The organism is Streptomyces sp. NPDC001599, assembly GCF_042893535.1.
Classification (GTDB): domain Bacteria; phylum Actinomycetota; class Actinomycetes; order Streptomycetales; family Streptomycetaceae; genus Streptomyces.
This window is the reverse complement of the sequence record NZ_JBIAVA010000010.1, coordinates 86,103-101,307: the sequence shown is the minus strand read 5'-3', so window position 1 is coordinate 101,307 and position 15,205 is coordinate 86,103. Positions and strand designations below refer to the sequence as shown.

General features: G+C 73.0%; 14 protein-coding genes. 6 read left to right on the top strand and 8 right to left on the bottom strand.

All coding sequences use genetic code 11. The features are described from left to right. The first annotated feature begins 192 nt into the window (after positions 1–192). Together ACFYZ3_RS25030 and ACFYZ3_RS25025 are read left to right on the top strand one after the other, a co-directional pair. Positions 193–543 carry a hypothetical protein gene (locus tag ACFYZ3_RS25030; protein WP_388521781.1) on the top strand — a complete coding sequence of 117 codons (351 nt, stop codon included), beginning with the start codon at positions 193–195 and terminating at the stop codon, positions 541–543. Between the two features lie 139 nt (positions 544–682). Further along, positions 683–1,843, top strand: a complete 1,161-nt coding sequence (locus ACFYZ3_RS25025; protein ID WP_388521778.1) for an alpha/beta hydrolase family protein — start codon at positions 683–685, stop codon at positions 1,841–1,843. A gap of 22 nt (positions 1,844–1,865) precedes the next feature. On the opposite strand, the gene ACFYZ3_RS25020 is transcribed toward ACFYZ3_RS25025, so the two are convergent. After that, the gene (locus tag ACFYZ3_RS25020; RefSeq protein ID WP_388521775.1) at positions 1,866–4,721 is read right to left on the bottom strand and encodes an FAD-binding and (Fe-S)-binding domain-containing protein; all 2,856 of its coding nucleotides are present in this window, start codon (positions 4,719–4,721) and stop codon (positions 1,866–1,868) included. Between the two features lie 110 nt (positions 4,722–4,831). Here ACFYZ3_RS25020 and serC point away from each other — a divergent pair, with 110 nt between their 5' ends. After that, the gene (serC, locus tag ACFYZ3_RS25015; protein ID WP_388521772.1) at positions 4,832–5,950 is read left to right on the top strand and encodes a phosphoserine transaminase; all 1,119 of its coding nucleotides are present in this window, start codon (positions 4,832–4,834) and stop codon (positions 5,948–5,950) included. Positions 5,951–6,099: 149 nt separating this feature from the next. Beyond that, entirely contained in the window at positions 6,100–7,299 is a 1,200-nt protein-coding gene (locus ACFYZ3_RS25010; protein ID WP_388521769.1) for a methyltransferase, read from the top strand. Positions 7,300–7,323: 24 nt separating this feature from the next. Here the strand turns inward: ACFYZ3_RS25010 and ACFYZ3_RS25005 are convergent, their stop codons facing one another. The 5 genes from ACFYZ3_RS25005 to ACFYZ3_RS24985 all read right to left on the bottom strand — a co-directional run bounded on the left by ACFYZ3_RS25005 (position 7,324) and on the right by ACFYZ3_RS24985 (position 11,733). Then, the gene (locus ACFYZ3_RS25005) at positions 7,324–8,004 is read right to left on the bottom strand and encodes a response regulator (RefSeq protein WP_388521767.1); all 681 of its coding nucleotides are present in this window, start codon (positions 8,002–8,004) and stop codon (positions 7,324–7,326) included. After that, positions 8,001–9,212, bottom strand: a complete 1,212-nt coding sequence (locus ACFYZ3_RS25000) for a sensor histidine kinase (RefSeq protein ID WP_388521764.1) — start codon at positions 9,210–9,212, stop codon at positions 8,001–8,003. Before ACFYZ3_RS25000 ends, ACFYZ3_RS25005 begins: the two co-directional genes overlap by 4 nt. Before the next feature lie 2 nt (positions 9,213–9,214). Next, positions 9,215–9,772, bottom strand: coding sequence for a hypothetical protein (locus ACFYZ3_RS24995; RefSeq protein ID WP_388521761.1), 558 nt, complete (start codon positions 9,770–9,772; stop codon positions 9,215–9,217). A 129-nt stretch (positions 9,773–9,901) separates the two neighbouring features. Then, positions 9,902–10,744 (bottom strand): ABC transporter permease, encoded by an 843-nt coding sequence (locus ACFYZ3_RS24990; protein WP_388521759.1) that lies wholly within the window; start codon positions 10,742–10,744, stop codon positions 9,902–9,904. After that, positions 10,741–11,733: an ATP-binding cassette domain-containing protein gene (locus ACFYZ3_RS24985; protein ID WP_388521756.1), complete on the bottom strand. Its 993-nt coding sequence runs from the start codon at positions 11,731–11,733 to the stop codon at positions 10,741–10,743. The genes ACFYZ3_RS24990 and ACFYZ3_RS24985 overlap by 4 nt, the downstream gene beginning before the upstream one ends. Positions 11,734–11,829: 96 nt before the next feature. Between ACFYZ3_RS24985 and ACFYZ3_RS24980 the strand changes: the two genes are divergently transcribed. Beyond that, complete coding sequence (locus ACFYZ3_RS24980; protein ID WP_388521753.1) at positions 11,830–12,636, top strand: TetR/AcrR family transcriptional regulator; 807 nt, start codon at positions 11,830–11,832, stop codon at positions 12,634–12,636. Here ACFYZ3_RS24980 and ACFYZ3_RS24975 read toward each other — a convergent pair. Then, positions 12,610–13,593, bottom strand: coding sequence for a WD40 repeat domain-containing protein (locus ACFYZ3_RS24975; protein WP_388521750.1), 984 nt, complete (start codon positions 13,591–13,593; stop codon positions 12,610–12,612). The genes ACFYZ3_RS24980 and ACFYZ3_RS24975 overlap by 27 nt on opposite strands. A gap of 112 nt (positions 13,594–13,705) precedes the next feature. On the opposite strand from ACFYZ3_RS24975, the gene ACFYZ3_RS24970 reads away from it, so the two are divergent. Beyond that, positions 13,706–14,401: a GDSL-type esterase/lipase family protein gene (locus ACFYZ3_RS24970; protein WP_388521747.1), complete on the top strand. Its 696-nt coding sequence runs from the start codon at positions 13,706–13,708 to the stop codon at positions 14,399–14,401. Here the strand turns inward: ACFYZ3_RS24970 and ACFYZ3_RS24965 are convergent. Further along, positions 14,368–15,147 (bottom strand): aminoglycoside adenylyltransferase family protein, encoded by a 780-nt coding sequence (locus tag ACFYZ3_RS24965; protein WP_388521744.1) that lies wholly within the window; start codon positions 15,145–15,147, stop codon positions 14,368–14,370. The two genes, ACFYZ3_RS24970 and ACFYZ3_RS24965, sit on opposite strands and share 34 nt — an antisense overlap. Between the last annotated feature and the right edge of the window lie 58 nt (positions 15,148–15,205).

The following is a 15,205-nucleotide window of genomic DNA, read 5'->3' as shown; positions in this document are numbered from 1 at the left end:
CCGCCTGACGCCCCGCCACCGCGACGCCTGCCCTTGATCACCCGAACCGTCCATACGAAAGATCACGCACCCATCGCGGCACGCGGTTCCGACGTCTCCCGCGCACAGACTCTCGCGCTTCGCGGAGATCCTGGGCGTCGACCAGCCTCGGACCGGGGGAACGAGCTGGACCGACTGATCGTCATACAGGGCATGCCTTCCGCCCTCATTCTTGGTTTCGACCCACAGGCCGTGCCCGGCATGGACGGGGACGCCTTGCGCGCGGCCCTGGACAGGGAACTGGCCCGTTTCGGTGAACATGCCATCGACGTCTCCGCGGCGTTGATCAGACCGGGCGAAGCAGCCGGGTCCACGGTAGTCGCGGCTCTGTCCGAACGAGACTGGGACGTGGTCGTCATCGGGGGTGGGATACGCAAACCGGAGCCCGCTCTGACGTTCTTCGAGCAGGTCGTGAACCTGGTCCGGCGACACGCGCCGAGAGCCGCGATCGCGTTCAACACCGGCATCGGCGACAGCGTCGAAGCAGCCAAGCGGTGGCTGTGAAACCCCGCCCGCGAAGCGGCCGCACCGGTTCCTGATCCCACGGTGCCGTCCCAGCCCCCGGGATCACCCTCCGGTCGTACGCCCAAGTACCGCCCAGGCCTGACGCGTTGAGCGGGGGCGGGCCCCTAACGTCGGCCGCATGACAGTCAGTTCGAGTACCTCGCGCAGAACCGTCCTGGCCGTGCTGCTCGCGGGAGCCGTGTCCGTACCCCTCCTGGGGGCCGCGCCCGCGTCGTCGGTGTCCGCCCCGGCGCTGGAGCTGCCCCGGCCCTCCGGCCCCCACCCCGTGGGCCGCCGCACCCTGCACCTCGTCGACCGGCAGCGCCGCGACCCCTGGGTGCCGACGGCACGGGGCCGGGAGCTGATGGTGTCCGTGTTCTACCCGGCTCGCCCGTCGGACGGGGCCCCGGCGGCGTACATGACCGAGAGCGAGGCGCAGCGGCTCCTGGAGGCCAAAGGACTCGCCGGGGCCGTCCCGGCCGAGACGGTCGCCGGAACGCGTACGCACGCACGGCTCGCCGCGCCGACCGCACCGGGCCGCTTCCCCTTGGTGCTCCTGTCCCCCGGCTTCTCCATGCCGCGCACCACGCTCACCGCGCTCGCCGAGGACCTGGCCGCCCGCGGCCAGGTCGTGGCCGCCGTGGACCACGCCTACGAGTCCGTCGGGACGGAGTTCCCCGGGGGCCGGGTCCCGCCCTGCGTGGCCTGCGACCGCGTCGGCGCCGATGTCGACGAGGCGACGGTCGTGCGGGGCCGGGCCGCGGACCTCTCCTTCGTGATCGACGAGCTGACCGACCGCCGGAGAGCGGGGGTACTGGCGCGCGTGGTCGACGCGCGCCGTATCGGCATCGCCGGCCACTCGATCGGCGGAGCGGCCGCCATGGCCACGATGGCGGCGGACCGCCGGGTCCGGGCGGGGGTCAACCTGGACGGGGGCTTCTTCGTGCCGGACGCGGGGCACGGGCTCGGCCGGCGCCCGTTCATGATGGTCGGCGCCGAGGCCGTCCACGGTCCGGGCAACACCGGCAGCGACTGGGCCGCCACCTACGACCGCCTGCACGGCTGGAAACGCTGGCTGACGGTGGCGGGGGCCGGGCACTTCTCCTTCACCGACATCCCCTGGCTGGCGGAGCAGCTGGGACTGGCCGATCCGGAGGTGCCGCTCTCGGGCGAGCGGGGCTGGTACCTCACCCGCGACTACGTCGGCGCCTTCTTCGACCTCCACCTCCGGGGCATCTCCCAGCCCCTCCTCCAGGGCCCCACGTCCTCCCACCCCGAGGTCGGGTTCCACCGGCCGTAGCGGACCCCGACAGGACGGACCGTCATGCCAACCGCTCCGCCAGCACCTCCGCCAGATGCCGCCCCCGCACCCCCGCCAGCTGCTCCAGCTGCGTCCGGCACGAGAAGCCGTCCGCCAGGACCACCGCGCCGTCCGGAGCCTCGCGCACCGCGGGGAGGAGCTGGTCCTCGGCGCACGCGGCCGACACCTCGTAGTGGCCGTCCTCGAAGCCGAAGTTCCCCGCGAGGCCGCAGCAGCCGCCGCTCAGCTCACCGGTCAGGCCGGCCGCGTCGCGCAGGCGGCGGTCGGCCGTGTCGCCCAGGACCGCGTGCTGGTGGCAGTGGGTCTGGCCGACCGCCGGACGGTTCACGGCGGGCGGGGTCCAGTCGGGGGCGTGGCGTTCCAGGACCTCCGCGAAGGTCAGGACGCGGGAGGCGAGCCGGGCCGCGCGCGGGTCGTCGTGCAGCAGCTCGGGCAGGTCCGTGCGCAGGGCGGCGGCGCAGCTCGGCTCCAGCACGACGACCGGCGCGGACGTCTCCAGCACCGGGGCCATCAGGTCCAGCGTGCGGCGCAGCACCGCGCGGGCGCGGTCCAGTTGGCCCGTCGAGACGTACGTCAGGCCGCAGCAGACCCGGCCGCCCCGGCGGGCCGTCAGCAGTGCGAGGGCCGACCGCGTCGTACCGTCCCCGACCACCGCACGTCCCCGCAGGGTCGGCGGCAGCGCCACCCGCAGCCCCGCCGCCTCCATCACCCGTACGGCCGCCCGGCCCACGGAGGGCGAGAGGTGCTCGGTGAAGGTGTCGGGCCACAGGACCACCAGGTCGCCCGCACCGACCGGTTCCCGACGCCGCCCCCGCCACCACCTGCTGAACGTCTCCCCGGCCAGCCGCGGTACCTCCCGCTCCCCCGCGATCCCGCCCAGCCGCTTCGCCACCGCGGCCAACGGCCGTACCGACGCGAGCGCGTTGACGACCGGCGTCAGCCGGGCCCGTGCCGTCCAGCGGAGCCACACCGGCAGCCACCCCATCGCGTAGTGGGCGGCGGGGCGGCGGCGCCCGGCGTAGTGGTGGTGCAGGAACTCCGCCTTGTACGTGGCCATGTCGACCTCGACCGGGCAGTCGGAGCGGCAGCCCTTGCAGGACAGGCACAGGTCCAGGGCGTCCCTGACCTCCGTCGAACGCCAGCCGTCCGTCACCAGCTCCCCGGCGAGCATCTCGTGCAGCAGCCGGGCTCGACCGCGTGTGGAGTGCTGCTCGTCCCCCGTCGCACGGAAGGACGGGCACATCACGCCCGTCCCGGACACCGACGTCGTACGGCACTTGGCGACCCCGACGCAGCGGCGCACGGCCGCCGAGAAGTCGCCGCCGTCGGACGGGTAGCCGAACTCCACGTCCACCGGCTCGCGCGGCAGGACGGAGAAGCGCAGGTTCGCGTCGAGCGGCGCCGGGCGGACCAGCATGCCGGGGTTGAGGAGGTCGTCCGGGTCCCAGACCGCCTTGGCCCGCTCGAAGAGCGCCACCGTCTCCGGCCCGTACATCCTCGGTAGCAGCTCGGCCCGCGCCTGCCCGTCCCCGTGCTCCCCGGACAGCGAACCGCCGTGCGCCACGACCACGTCCGCCAGCTCCTCCGAGAAGCGGCGGAAGCGGGCGACCCCGGCGTCCGTCAGCAGGTCGAAGTCGATGCGTACGTGGATGCAGCCGTCGCCGAAGTGCCCGTACGGCGTGCCGCGCAGGCCGTGGGCGGTGAGCAGTCCGCGGAAGTCCCGGAGATAGCCGCCCAGCCGGGCCGGCGGCACCGCGCAGTCCTCCCACCCCGGCCACGCCTCCGAGCCGTCCGGCATCCGCGTCGCCGTACCGCTCGCGTCCTCCCGGACGCGCCACAGCGTCCGCTGCCCGGCCGGATCGGTCACCACCAGCGCGTCCACGACGTCCGCCGCCCGTACGACCGCCTCCGCACGCGCGCGGGCCTCCGCCTCCGTGTCGCCGCCCGTCTCCACGAACAGCCATGCCCCGCCCCGCGGCAGCCCCCGCGTGGACGGCACCAGGTCCACCGCCATGCCCTCCACCGTCAGCGGGCCGAGCGGCAGCAGCCCGGCCGCCGCCTCCGCCGCCCCGGCCTCGTCGGCGTAGCCCAGTACGGCCAGCGCCCGCGCGCGCGGGGACTCGACCAGCCGGACGACGGCTTCCGTCAGCACGCCGAGCGTGCCCTCCGAGCCGCAGAAGGACCGGGCCACGTCCGCGCCCCGCTCCGGGAGCAGGGCGTCCAGCGCGTAGCCGGAGATGCGGCGCGGGAGGTCGGGGAAGCCCGTGCGCAGCCGGGCGAGGTCACCGTCCACCAGCTCACGCAGGCCCTGCGGGGCCCCGGCCCACTCCTGCCCGAGCCGCAGCCGGCGCCCTCGCGCGGTGAGCACGGTCAGCTCGCGCACGCTGTCCGCCGTCGTGCCCCAGGCCACCGAGTGGGAGCCGCAGGAGTTGTTGCCGATCATTCCGCCGAGCGTGCAGCGGCTGTGGGTGGAGGGGTCGGGCCCGAAACGCAGCCCGTACGGCGCGGCGGCGTCCTGGAGCCGGTCGAGGACCAGCCCCGGCTGGACGACGGCCGTACGCGCCTCCGGGTCGAGCGCGACCAGCCGGTTCAGGTGCCGCGTGAAGTCCAGCACCACCCCCGTGCCCGTCGCCTGCCCGGCGATCGACGTGCCGCCGCCCCGCGCCACGACCGGCACCCCGCGCTCCCGGCACACCTCCAGCGCGGCCGCCACGTCGTCGGCGTCCCTGGGCGCGACCACCCCGAGCGGGACCCTGCGGTAGTTCGACGCGTCCATGGTGGTCAGCGCCCGGGACGTGGTGTCGAACCCGACCTCGCCGCGGACGGCCCTGCGCAGTGCTGCCTCCAGATCGGTCATGCCTCCAGCATGGGCTCTCGTAGCTCCGCACAGGTCCGCACGGCGGAGATCTCGTCTCATCGGACGGACATGTCTTCGCCCGGTTTGGCCGAGGCGATACCCTCCGGCTCGTGGCTGAGATCCAGATTCCTGCTGACATGAAGCCCGCGGACGGTCGTTTCGGCGCGGGTCCCTCCAAGGTGCGGGTGGAGGCGCTGGACGCCCTGGCCGCCACCGGTACGTCCCTGCTCGGCACCTCCCACCGCCAGGCGCCCGTCAAGAACCTGGTCGGCAAGGTCCGTGAGGGCATCCGCGAGCTGTTCCGGCTCCCCGACGGCTACGAGGTGATCCTCGGCAACGGCGGCTCCACCGCGTTCTGGGACGTCGCGACCCACGGCCTGATCGAGAACAAGTCGCAGCACCTGAGCTTCGGCGAGTTCTCCTCCAAGTTCGCCAAGGCAGCCAAGCTCGCCCCCTGGCTGGCCGAGCCGACCGTCGTGTCCTCCGACCCGGGCACGCACCCCGAGGCGCGTGCCGAGGCCGGCGTGGACGTGTACGGCCTCACGCACAACGAGACCTCCACCGGTGTCGCCATGCCCATCAAGCGCGTGGCCGGTGCCGACGAGGGCGCCCTCGTCCTGGTCGACGCGACGTCCGGCGCGGGCGGCCTGCCGGTGGACATCGCCGAGACCGACGTCTACTACTTCGCCCCGCAGAAGTCCTTCGCCTCCGACGGCGGCCTGTGGATCGGCGTCTTCTCCCCGGCCGCGATCGAGCGCGCCGAGCGCGTGCACGCGTCCGGCCGCCACGTCCCGGAGTTCTTCTCGCTGCCGACGGCGATCGACAACTCCCGCAAGAACCAGACGTACAACACCCCGGCGCTGGCCACCCTGTTCCTCCTCGGCGAGCAGCTCGACTGGATGAACGGCCAGGGCGGCCTGGACTTCACCACGGCCCGCACCAAGGACTCCTCGTCCCGCCTGTACACGTGGGCCGACGAGTCCAAGTACGCCACCCCGTTCGTCTCGGACCCGGCCAAGCGCTCGCAGGTCATCGGCACGATCGACTTCTCCGACGACATCGACGCCGCCGCCGTCGCCAAGGTGCTGCGCGCCAACGGCGTCGTCGACACCGAGCCGTACCGCAAGCTGGGCCGCAACCAGCTGCGCGTGGCGATGTTCCCGGCGATCGACCCGGCGGACGTCGAGGCGCTGACGAAGTGTGTCGACTACGTCATCGAGAAGCTGTAGTCGTCGCGACCGCTTCGACGACGGAGGGCGCCCGGCGGATCATCCGCCGGGCGCCCTCCGTCTGTGCACCACCTGTGCGAACTGTGCGCATCACGATGCCGCCGCAGCGACTTGAAGCTGACACCGTGTGAGGACCTAGCGTTGCCGCTGTGGACGACGACGGGACGTGGTGGACGGTCGGCGAGCTGGCACTGGCGACCGGGGTGTCGGTGCGGGTGTTGCGGCACTGGGACGCGTTGGGCGTGGTGTCTCCCGAGCGCACGCCGAGCGGCCACCGTCGTTACGGCCCCGCGCACGTCACGCGTCTCTACCGGGCGACGGCGCTGCGCCGGACCGGTCTCGGGCTCCGGCAGATCGCCGCGTTGCTGGCGCACGAGGATCCGGACCCGGCGGCGACCCTGCGCGCCCACCTCGACGACGTCGAGGAGGACCTCCGACGGCGAAGCCAACTCCGCGACCGGCTCGAGGCCGCACTGGAGAGTTCGGAGCCGGACCAGTTGATGAGGGTGATCGAGACCATGACCATGTTCGAGCAGTACGTGCACGGCTACCGTTCCGAGGAGAGCACGCGCCTCTCGGACCAGGCGGACGCCCTGGTCGAGCTGCTGCACGGCGACACCCGCTTCCGGCCCGGCGAACGGGTCCTGGAGATCGGGTGCGGTGTGGGAGCCCAGACGACCACCCTGGCTTCGCACAGCCCGCACGCGCACTTCGTGTCGGCGGACATCGCCCCCGACTCGCTGAAGTCGGCCTCGCACCGTGTCGCTGCCGCGGGTCTGGCGAATGTCGAGTTCGCCGAGAAGGACGTGTTCGCGCTCCCCGAACGGGAGGGCGGCTTCGCCGAGGCGTCCTTCGACCACGTCTTCGTGTGCTTCCTGCTCGAACACCTGCCCTCTCCGGTCGACGCGCTGCGACGGCTGCGCCGCCTCGTCCGGCCCGGCGGCACGATCACCGTCATCGAGGGCGACCACGGCTCGACCTATTTCCATCCGGACGACGAGGCCGCGCGCGCGGCCATCGCGTGCCAGGTGACGTTGCAGCGGCACGCCGGCGGCGACGCACTCATCGGCCGGCGGCTCTTCCCCCTGCTGCACGAGACGGGGTGGTCGGACATCGCCGTCACCCCTCGCACCGTCTATGTCGACGGCAGCCGGCCTGAACTGGCCGACAGCTTCATCAGACGCACCTTCACCGCGATGATCTCGGGGGTCCGGGAGCCCGCCGTCGCGGCGGGGCTGATCGACCCGGGTACCTTCGACGCGGGCATCGCCGCCCTTCGGCGTACGGCCGAGCCCGACGGGGTGTTCTGCTACACGTTCTTCAAGGCGGTCGCACACCGCCCGGCCTGACCGCGGGTCACGCGTCCGCGCTCCTCAGGCCAGCCCCGCCCCGATGGCGCGGCGGACCGCGTCCGCCCGGTCACGGATGTGGGCCTTGGCGAACAGGTTGTTGATGTGGGTCTTGACCGTGGCCTCGCTGATGAAGAGATTCTCCGCGATGCCCCGGTTGGACAGGCCCTGGCCGATGAGGGCGAGGACCTCGCGTTCGCGGGGTGTGAGGTCGTCCGGCAGGGGCCGACGGGCCGTCGCCCGGTCGGGGGCGGGTGCCTGCGCCCTGGCCGTGGCGAGCAGGCGGGCCTGGACCTCGCCGTCGAGTACGGACTGGCCCGCGCCCGCGGCGCGGATCGCGCGGGTAATGTCCTGGCGGCCCGCGTTCTTGGTCAGGTAGCCGCGGGCGCCCGCGCCGAGTGCGCCCAGGATCGACTCGTCGTCGGCGAAGGTGGTCAGGACGACCACCGCCACCTCCGGGTGTTCCTCGGTCAGGCGGCGGGTCGTCTCGATGCCGTCCAGCACGGGCATGCGCAGGTCCATCAGCACCACGTCGACGGGGCCGGCGGCCACCGCCGCCAGTACCTCGGTGCCGTCCGCGGCCGCCGCGACGACGTCGATGTCCTCGGCCAGGCCGAGCACCGCGGCGAGCGGCTCCCGGACGGCGGCCTGGTCGTCGGCGACGATCACCTTCAACCGTGCTGCGCCCTCGGTCTGTTCGCTCATCCTGGAATCACCGTCTCCACCTGCCAGCCGCCCTGGTCCGGTCCCTCGGTGACCGGCCCCGCGGTGACGCTCCCGCCCAGCAGGGCGACGCGCTCGCGCATTCCGATCAGACCCATTCCGCTGCCGACGCCCGGGGTCACCGCACGGGTGGCGGGCCGGTTGCGGATCCTCAGTGTGATCGACGCGGCGGCGAACGTCAGCTCCGCCCCGACCTTTCCGCCGGGAGCGTGCCTGGCCGCGTTGGTCAGGGCCTCCTGGGCGATCCTCAGCAGGTTCTGGGTCACCTGGGCCGGCACCTCGCGGACGGTTCCCGTGACCGTGAGGGCGTCGTGGTGGCCCGACGACTCGACCATCGCGGTCAGGCTCTCCAGCAGCGGCAACGCGTCCTCGCGCAGCGCGTGCACGGTCCACTGGGCCTGCTTGAGGCTCTCCTTGACCAGGCCGTGGGCCTTGGTGGTGGCCGCCCTGACCCTCTCCAGGTCACCGGTGTCGAGCAGCGCGTCGGCCAGTTCCAGCTGCATGTTGATGCCGGCGAGGGAGTGCGCGAGGACGTCGTGCACGTCCCGCGCGATCCGGCCACGCTCGGTGAGGACGGCGGTCCTCGCCTCCGCGCGGGCGGCGCGTTCCGCCGACTCGGCGGCCGAGAGCGCCGACCGTACGGCCTGGCGCTGGGTGCGGTTGAGGATGCCGACCACGACCGGGACGCCGGTGGTGAGACCGAGCACCCAGGGCAGCTCCGGGTCTCCCGGACCGAGGTGGAAGTACAGGACACCGGCGCAGAGCAGGGAGCACGCCGCCGCGAGGGTGAGGGCCCGCCCGGTGTCGAGGCGGTAGCCGATGTGGCCGGCGATGAAGTAGGCGAACAGGTAGCCCGTGCCGCTGTCGCTGACGCCGAGGAGGGCGGCTGCCGCGACGATGCCGGACGAGAGCCAGGCCAGCGCCGCCCGCGGGGGGACCCGGTGCTCGGGCACTCCCCTGGCCAGCAGTGCCGCGGAGTTGAGTACGAAGAGGACGGCGACCGCCAGGCCCTGGCCGCCGAGGCCCATGGGCCGGATCGTCAGGGCGCCCACGGCGACGACCGCGAGGCTCAGGGCCCACTGCACGCGCGGGTCCTGGCCGGGGACCCGGCCCGGAGCCGGACGCGGGTCCGCCCCCGGGTTCGGGGGCGGGGTGCTCTCGGTGGCGGACACCGGCAGAAGATAGCGCACGCTCAGGCCGTACGGTCGAGGACGGGCGCGGCGGAAGCAGCGGAAGCCGAGGAAGCGGCGTCAGCCACCGCACCGGCCCGGACGCGGCTGCGGACGTAGATCGTCGCCACCCGCGTGACCACCTCGGTGACCGCCATCAGCACGAACGCCGTCACCCAGGCCTGGTCGCCCGTGATGTGGTGGGCGATGCTGAACCGGGCGACGTCGTCGGCGCCGCCGCCGTGCTCGACCCAGACCTGGAAGCCCATGCGGGCGCCCATGCCCAGCACCCAGAGGATCGCCGACACCGCCCCGGCCTTGATCATGAGATGTCCGTCAAGTGCCCGGATCCGGGTGTAGACGCCGCCCGCGATGCCGAGCACGGCGCCCGCACCCGCCAGGGCCGCGATCAGTACGAGGTCGTTGCCCCCGGTCGGGACGGAGTCCAGGTAGGAGTACGCGACGAAGGCCACGATCCCCAGCGGGATCAGGAACGTCTTGCGGTCGAGCCGGCCTTCCCGCAGCTGTCGGAAGACGACCAGAACGAGGGCGATGTCGGTGATCCACTCAGTCGTTGTCATGCCCTCAAGGCTGCTCCGACCAGGCCCGCGACACCTGGACCCACGGGTGGAGCCGGGGGTGGAGATCCACCGCTCCCCCGGTCTCCACCCCCGGCCCGGACCCCCGCCCGACGGACGCCCTGGCCGCCGCTACCGGCTCAGCCGCTGGAACCTCCGTACCGCCAGCGGCAGGAAGATCGCCGTCAGCACCACCGGCCACACCCCCGCCATCAGCAGCGCGTGCTGTTCCACCCACGAGTCGCCGCCGCCGACCGGCGTGCCGAACAGGTCGCGGGCCGCCGCCGCCGTGGACGAGATCGGGTTCCACGCGGCCACCCAGCCCAGCCAGTCGGGCATGAGCTGCGGGGCGACGAAGATGCTGGAGATCATCGTCAACGGGAAGGCCACCGCGAACAGGCCGCCCGCCGCCTCCGGGTTGGGCACCAGGAGGCCGAGCCACACGCCGATCCAGATCAGCGCGAACCGCAGCCACAGCAGCAGTCCGAACGCGGCCAGGAAGCCCCAGCCGCCGTCCGGGCGCCAGCCCATGGCCATCGCCGTGAGCATCATGATGGCCAACTCCGCGCAGGCCACCACCAGATCGGTCACCCCGCGCCCGGCCACCACCGCGGACGACGCCATCGGCATGGAGCGGAACCGGTCGATGACCCCCTTGGTGGAGTCGTACACGACGACGGTCGCGGTGTTGATGAAGCCGAACGCCATGGTCATCACGAACATGCCCGGCATCAGGAAGTCCTTGTAGTCCCCGCCGCCGGGCACCGTCATCGCACTGCCGAAGACATAGCCGTAGAGGAGGACCGACAGGATCGGGAAGCCCAGCTGCCAGGCGATGTTGACGGGCTGGCGCTGGTAGTGGGTCAGGCCGCGGCGGACGATGTTGCCGCAGTCGGCGAGCAGCCAGTAGAGGCGGCCGCGCTCGGGCGGGGCCGTCGCCGGGCCGGTGGCGGGGCCGAGGTCGAGGGCGCTCATGCCGCCACCGCCTCCTTCTTCTCCGTGTGCCGCGCGGGCTCGGCGCTCGTGCGGTGGCCGGTCAGGCGCAGGAACACGTCGTCGAGGCTCGGCCTGCGCAGGCCGATGTCCTCGACGGCGACGCCCTCGTCCTGGAGGGTGCGCGCCACCTCGGTCAGGGCCGACACCCGGTCGGTGACCGGGGCGTGCACGCGCAGCGCCTCGTCCTCCACCTCGGGTTCGCCCTTGCAGACCCGGGCGACGGTCTTCACCACCCGCGGGATCTCGGTCCGGTCGGCGACCACGACCTCGATCCGGTCGCCGCCCACCAGGTTCTTCAGGCCGTCCGGAGTGTCGTCGGCGATGGCCCGGCCCCGGTCGATGACGGTGATGCGGGAGGCGAGCTTGTCGGCCTCCTCCAGGTACTGCGTGGTCAGCAGGACCGTCGTGCCGCTCGCCACCAGCGCCCGGACCGAGTCCCAGACCTCGCCGCGGCTGCGGGGGTCCAGGCCGGTCGTCGGCTCGTCCAGGAACAGGACGGCCGGGGCGAGGATCATCGACGCGGCGAGGTCGAGGCGGCGCCGCATGCCGCCGCTGTACTTGCCCACGCCCCGGTCGGCGGCGTCGGTCAGGTCGAACTGCTCCAGCAGCTCGACCGCGCGGGCCCGGGCCCGCCTGCCGCCCAGGTGGAACAGGCGCCCGAACATCTCCAGGTTCTGCCGGCCGGTGAGCACCTCGTCCACGGCCGCGTACTGGCCGGTGAGGCCGATCCGCGCCCGCACCTCGCGTGCCTGCCGGGCGAGGTCGAGGCCCGCCACCTCGGCCCGTCCCCCGTCCAGCCGGATCAGCGTGGACAGGATGCGCACGGCCGTGGTCTTGCCCGCGCCGTTCGGCCCGAGCAGGCCGTGCACGGTGCCCTCGCGGACGGTGAGGTCGAAGCCGTCCAGGGCGCGTTTGTCGCCGTAGCGCTTCTCCAGGCCCTCCGCCCGTACCGCGTGTCGCTCGCTCATGGGTCCCAGTCCCCCTTCCATTCCCTAACTGAGTACACCGTACCCGATTGCGCGTACGACGTACTCAGTTTTCCGGCGCGGACTTAAACTGACCCCATGGCAAGCGGTACGGAGACCAGCGGCAGCGGCGACATCGGCCGCACCCTCGAACTGTTGTGGGACACCGGCCGACGCCCCAGCCGGGGACCCAGGCCCGGCCTGACGCTGGAGCGGATCGTGGAGGCCGCCGTCGAGGTCGCGGACCGGGACGGTCTGGGCGCGGTCTCGATGCGCCGGATCGCCACCGAGCTGGGCACCGGCACGATGTCCCTGTACCGCTACGTCCCCGGCAAGGGCGAGCTGCTCGACCTGATGCTGGACCGCGTGCAGCGCCCGTCCGAGAACCCGGCCGACCTCGGCGACGGCGGCTGGCGCGCGGCGCTGGAGGGCCTCGGCCACGCCACGCTCGCCCTCTACCGCCGCCACACCTGGCTGCTGGAGGTCAACCAGTCCCGCCCGGTCCTCGGCCCTTCCGCCCTGGACGGCATGGAGAGGGTGCTCGCCCGGATCAAGCCGATGGGCCTGACCGACCCCGAGCTGGTCTCGGTGATCGTCATGATCGACGGGTACGTCGTCGGGGCCGCCCGCACACAGGTGTACGAGCGCGAGGCCGAGCGCGGGTCCGGGCTGACGGACGCGGAGTTCTGGGCGGCCCAGGAGCCGGTGCTGGTGAAGGCCATGACCAGCGGGCGCTACCCCGTGCTCTCCTCCCTCTCCGAGGACGCCTTCGGCACCGGCTTCGACCACTTCGAGTTCGGGCTCCAGCGCATCCTGGACGGGCTGGAGGTGCTGGTGACCTCGCGGCGGGCGGCAGAGGACCCCACCGCGGGGGACGGCTCAGCGGCGCCGGAAGATCCGGCGTAGCCCGAAGAGCGCGGCCAGCGCGACGAGCAGCCCGACCGCCCCCACCTTGAGCGTGTTGCCGCCCGGACCGTCGGAGTCCGCCCCCGAGGCGTGGGATCCGGAACCCGAGCCGCCGCCCGAGTCGCCGCCGGGCACGTCCTCGGCCTTCACGGGGCTGTTGACGCCCTCCATGCCGAGCAGCAGCTTCTTGCCGTCGGTGGTGTAGGTGGCGGACTCGCCCTGCCCCAGGGGGACGCTGATCCGCTCCCCGCGCTTGATCTTCCCGCCGTTCCAGTCGTACCAGATGCCACCGAGGTAGCCGCGCACGGCGAGCTGCTCACCGTCCGGGGAGAACGCGGCGTCCGTGGCCCAGAGGTCGACGGGGACGGTGGGCTTGAAGACGTTGGCGCCGGAGGAGGAGAGCTTGGCCGGGCCCTCGTACAGGTGCCCCCCGTCCTCGTTCTTGTCGATGAGGTAGACCCGCCCGGTCTTGGGGTGGACCACCATCGACTCCGCGTCGCGGGAACCGTCCGTGTACTTCACGACGTACTGCGTCGCCTTGACGGTCTGGTCCTTCAGCTCCGTCGGCTCGGGCAGCTCGTAGATCCACACGTACGGCCAGGTCACGCCGTCGTTGTCGCCGATGTCGCCGACGAAGATCTTGTTGCCGGGCCCGATGGCGATCGCCTCGACGTCGCGGGGCGTGCCGACGCCGGACAGCGCGACGCGGGCGACGGTCTCGCCGGTGGCGCCGTCCACGGCGTAGATGTACGGGCCGGTGTCCTGGTCGTTGTGCGTCCAGTAGATGCCGGGGTGCAGGCGGGACGCGGCGAGGCCGCTGGACTCGGTGATGCGCGGGTCCTTGATCGTGAAACCGTCGCTCCCGGCGGGCCCGTCGTCCGCGTCCGCCGCGGAGGCGGGCACGGCGAACGCACCCACGAGAAGGGCCGAGGCGAGGAGGGCGAAGGGTCGGCGCATGCGCCAAGCCTGCCATCCCGCGCGGGTGTTCACATCGGCGGTCACCCCCTCGCTCACCCTGCGTGGTCGGGCTCACATCGCGCCGACCAGGCCGATCGTCCATCATGAGCGGATGCTCAGGTTCATGTTCGTCGGCGACTCCATGACGATCGGGAGCGCCGGAGAACACACGTGGCGCTACCGGCTGTGGCAGCACCTGCGCGACTCCTGCGGCCGCCCCTTCACCTTCGTCGGCCCGCGCGAGACCCTCCACGACCGGGCGACGGACGCCCCCACCTCGTGCGCCTACGCCGAACCCGGCTTCCCCCGCGCCCACCTGGCCGGCTGGGGCGAGGGCTGGCACCACATGACCCCGCTGGTCGCGGAGACGGTACGGTCCTGCCGCGCGGACGTCCTCCTGGTCTCCCTGGGCCTCATCGACCTCGGCTTCTACACCAACGCCGAGCAGACCGCCGCCAACGTCCGCGCCTTCGTGGCGAACGCGCGCTCGGCGAACCCGCGGGTGCGCGTGGCGGTGATGCCGGTGCTGCACAACATCCGGGTGGACGCCGACGAGACCTTCGCCGGGCAGGTCGCCCACTTCAACGAACTCCTCGCGAAGACCCTCGCCGACCTCGACGACGCGGGCTCCCCGCTGCTGCTCGTCCCGCCGCCGCCCGCGTACGACTTCCACACGGACACCTACGACGGCACCCACCCCAACGAGAGCGGCGAGCACCGGATCGCGGAGGCCTTCGCGACGGCGATGGCCGAGGAGTGGGGGCTCGGCGGGCCCTACTCCCCCGGCCCTTCCCCTTCGTCCCCGTAGGCCGCCCGGATCTCCCGGACCAGGAGGTCGGCACAGGCCCGCACCGCCCGGCCGCTCCAGTTCTCCGTCTCCTGCCCGAGGTAGACGGTGCGCGCGTGGGCCAGCGGCGGCCGGTACGAGGCGGGCAGCCGCCCCAGCGCCCAGTCCGCCGCCGCGTCCTTCGACCGGATGTCACCGGTGACGAGCGTGCTCCAGACGCGGGCGAGGGTGAGCAGGACGTTGCGCGTGTCCGACTCCAGCCCGTCCAGCAGCTCCGGCACCCCGGCGGCGATCGCCCGCCGCAGGTCGCCGTGGGGCACGGGGTCCAGGAGGGTCGCGGGCGGCGGGCCGTACAGCGGGGCGTCGGCGCGCAGCACCATCGTCAGGAGCGGGGCCAGGTCGGGATCGTCCTCCGGCTCCGGGACGGCGCCGCGCTCGTAGGCGTCGCGCAGCCACTCGCCGTACAGGTACTCCCGGCGGGGCGGATACCGCCAGGGCCGGACCTCGTCCCGCACGACGCCGATCAGCTCGACGGGGCGCCCCTCACCACCGGACACGCCGAGCAACTCCCCGGTGAGCCGCTCGCGTTGCCCGTACGTGGTCGGACGTCCCAGGACGACGAGGAGATCGAGGTCGCTGTACGGGTGCAGCCCGCCGAGGGTGGCCGAGCCGTGCGCGTAGACGCCGAGCACGTTGCCGTCCTCGTCGAGGTGACGCCGGACGAGGGCGACGAGGTGATCGGTGCGGTCCCGGTCCCGCTCTGGCATATGCGCGTCCTCCCGTGTCCTGGTCGCCGTGCGTATCGTTGTACCGCGCGGCTGTACT

Bases quoted from the DNA above. Each gene is read 5' to 3' on its own strand.
- ACFYZ3_RS24990 (WP_388521759.1), bottom strand. From the start codon at position 10,744: ATGAGCGCCCTCGACCTCGGCCCCGCCACCGGCCCGGCGACGGCCCCG.
- ACFYZ3_RS25030 (WP_388521781.1), top strand. From the start codon at position 193: ATGCCTTCCGCCCTCATTCTTGGTTTCGACCCACAGGCCGTGCCCGGC.
- ACFYZ3_RS24980 (WP_388521753.1), top strand. From the start codon at position 11,830: ATGGCAAGCGGTACGGAGACCAGCGGCAGCGGCGACATCGGCCGCACC.
- ACFYZ3_RS24965 (WP_388521744.1), bottom strand. From the start codon at position 15,147: ATGCCAGAGCGGGACCGGGACCGCACCGATCACCTCGTCGCCCTCGTC.
- ACFYZ3_RS24995 (WP_388521761.1), bottom strand. From the start codon at position 9,772: ATGACAACGACTGAGTGGATCACCGACATCGCCCTCGTTCTGGTCGTC.
- ACFYZ3_RS24970 (WP_388521747.1), top strand. From the start codon at position 13,706: ATGCTCAGGTTCATGTTCGTCGGCGACTCCATGACGATCGGGAGCGCC.
- ACFYZ3_RS25020 (WP_388521775.1), bottom strand. From the start codon at position 4,721: ATGACCGATCTGGAGGCAGCACTGCGCAGGGCCGTCCGCGGCGAGGTC.
- ACFYZ3_RS24975 (WP_388521750.1), bottom strand. From the start codon at position 13,593: ATGCGCCGACCCTTCGCCCTCCTCGCCTCGGCCCTTCTCGTGGGTGCG.
- ACFYZ3_RS25005 (WP_388521767.1), bottom strand. From the start codon at position 8,004: ATGAGCGAACAGACCGAGGGCGCAGCACGGTTGAAGGTGATCGTCGCC.
- ACFYZ3_RS25025 (WP_388521778.1), top strand. From the start codon at position 683: ATGACAGTCAGTTCGAGTACCTCGCGCAGAACCGTCCTGGCCGTGCTG.
- ACFYZ3_RS24985 (WP_388521756.1), bottom strand. From the start codon at position 11,733: ATGAGCGAGCGACACGCGGTACGGGCGGAGGGCCTGGAGAAGCGCTAC.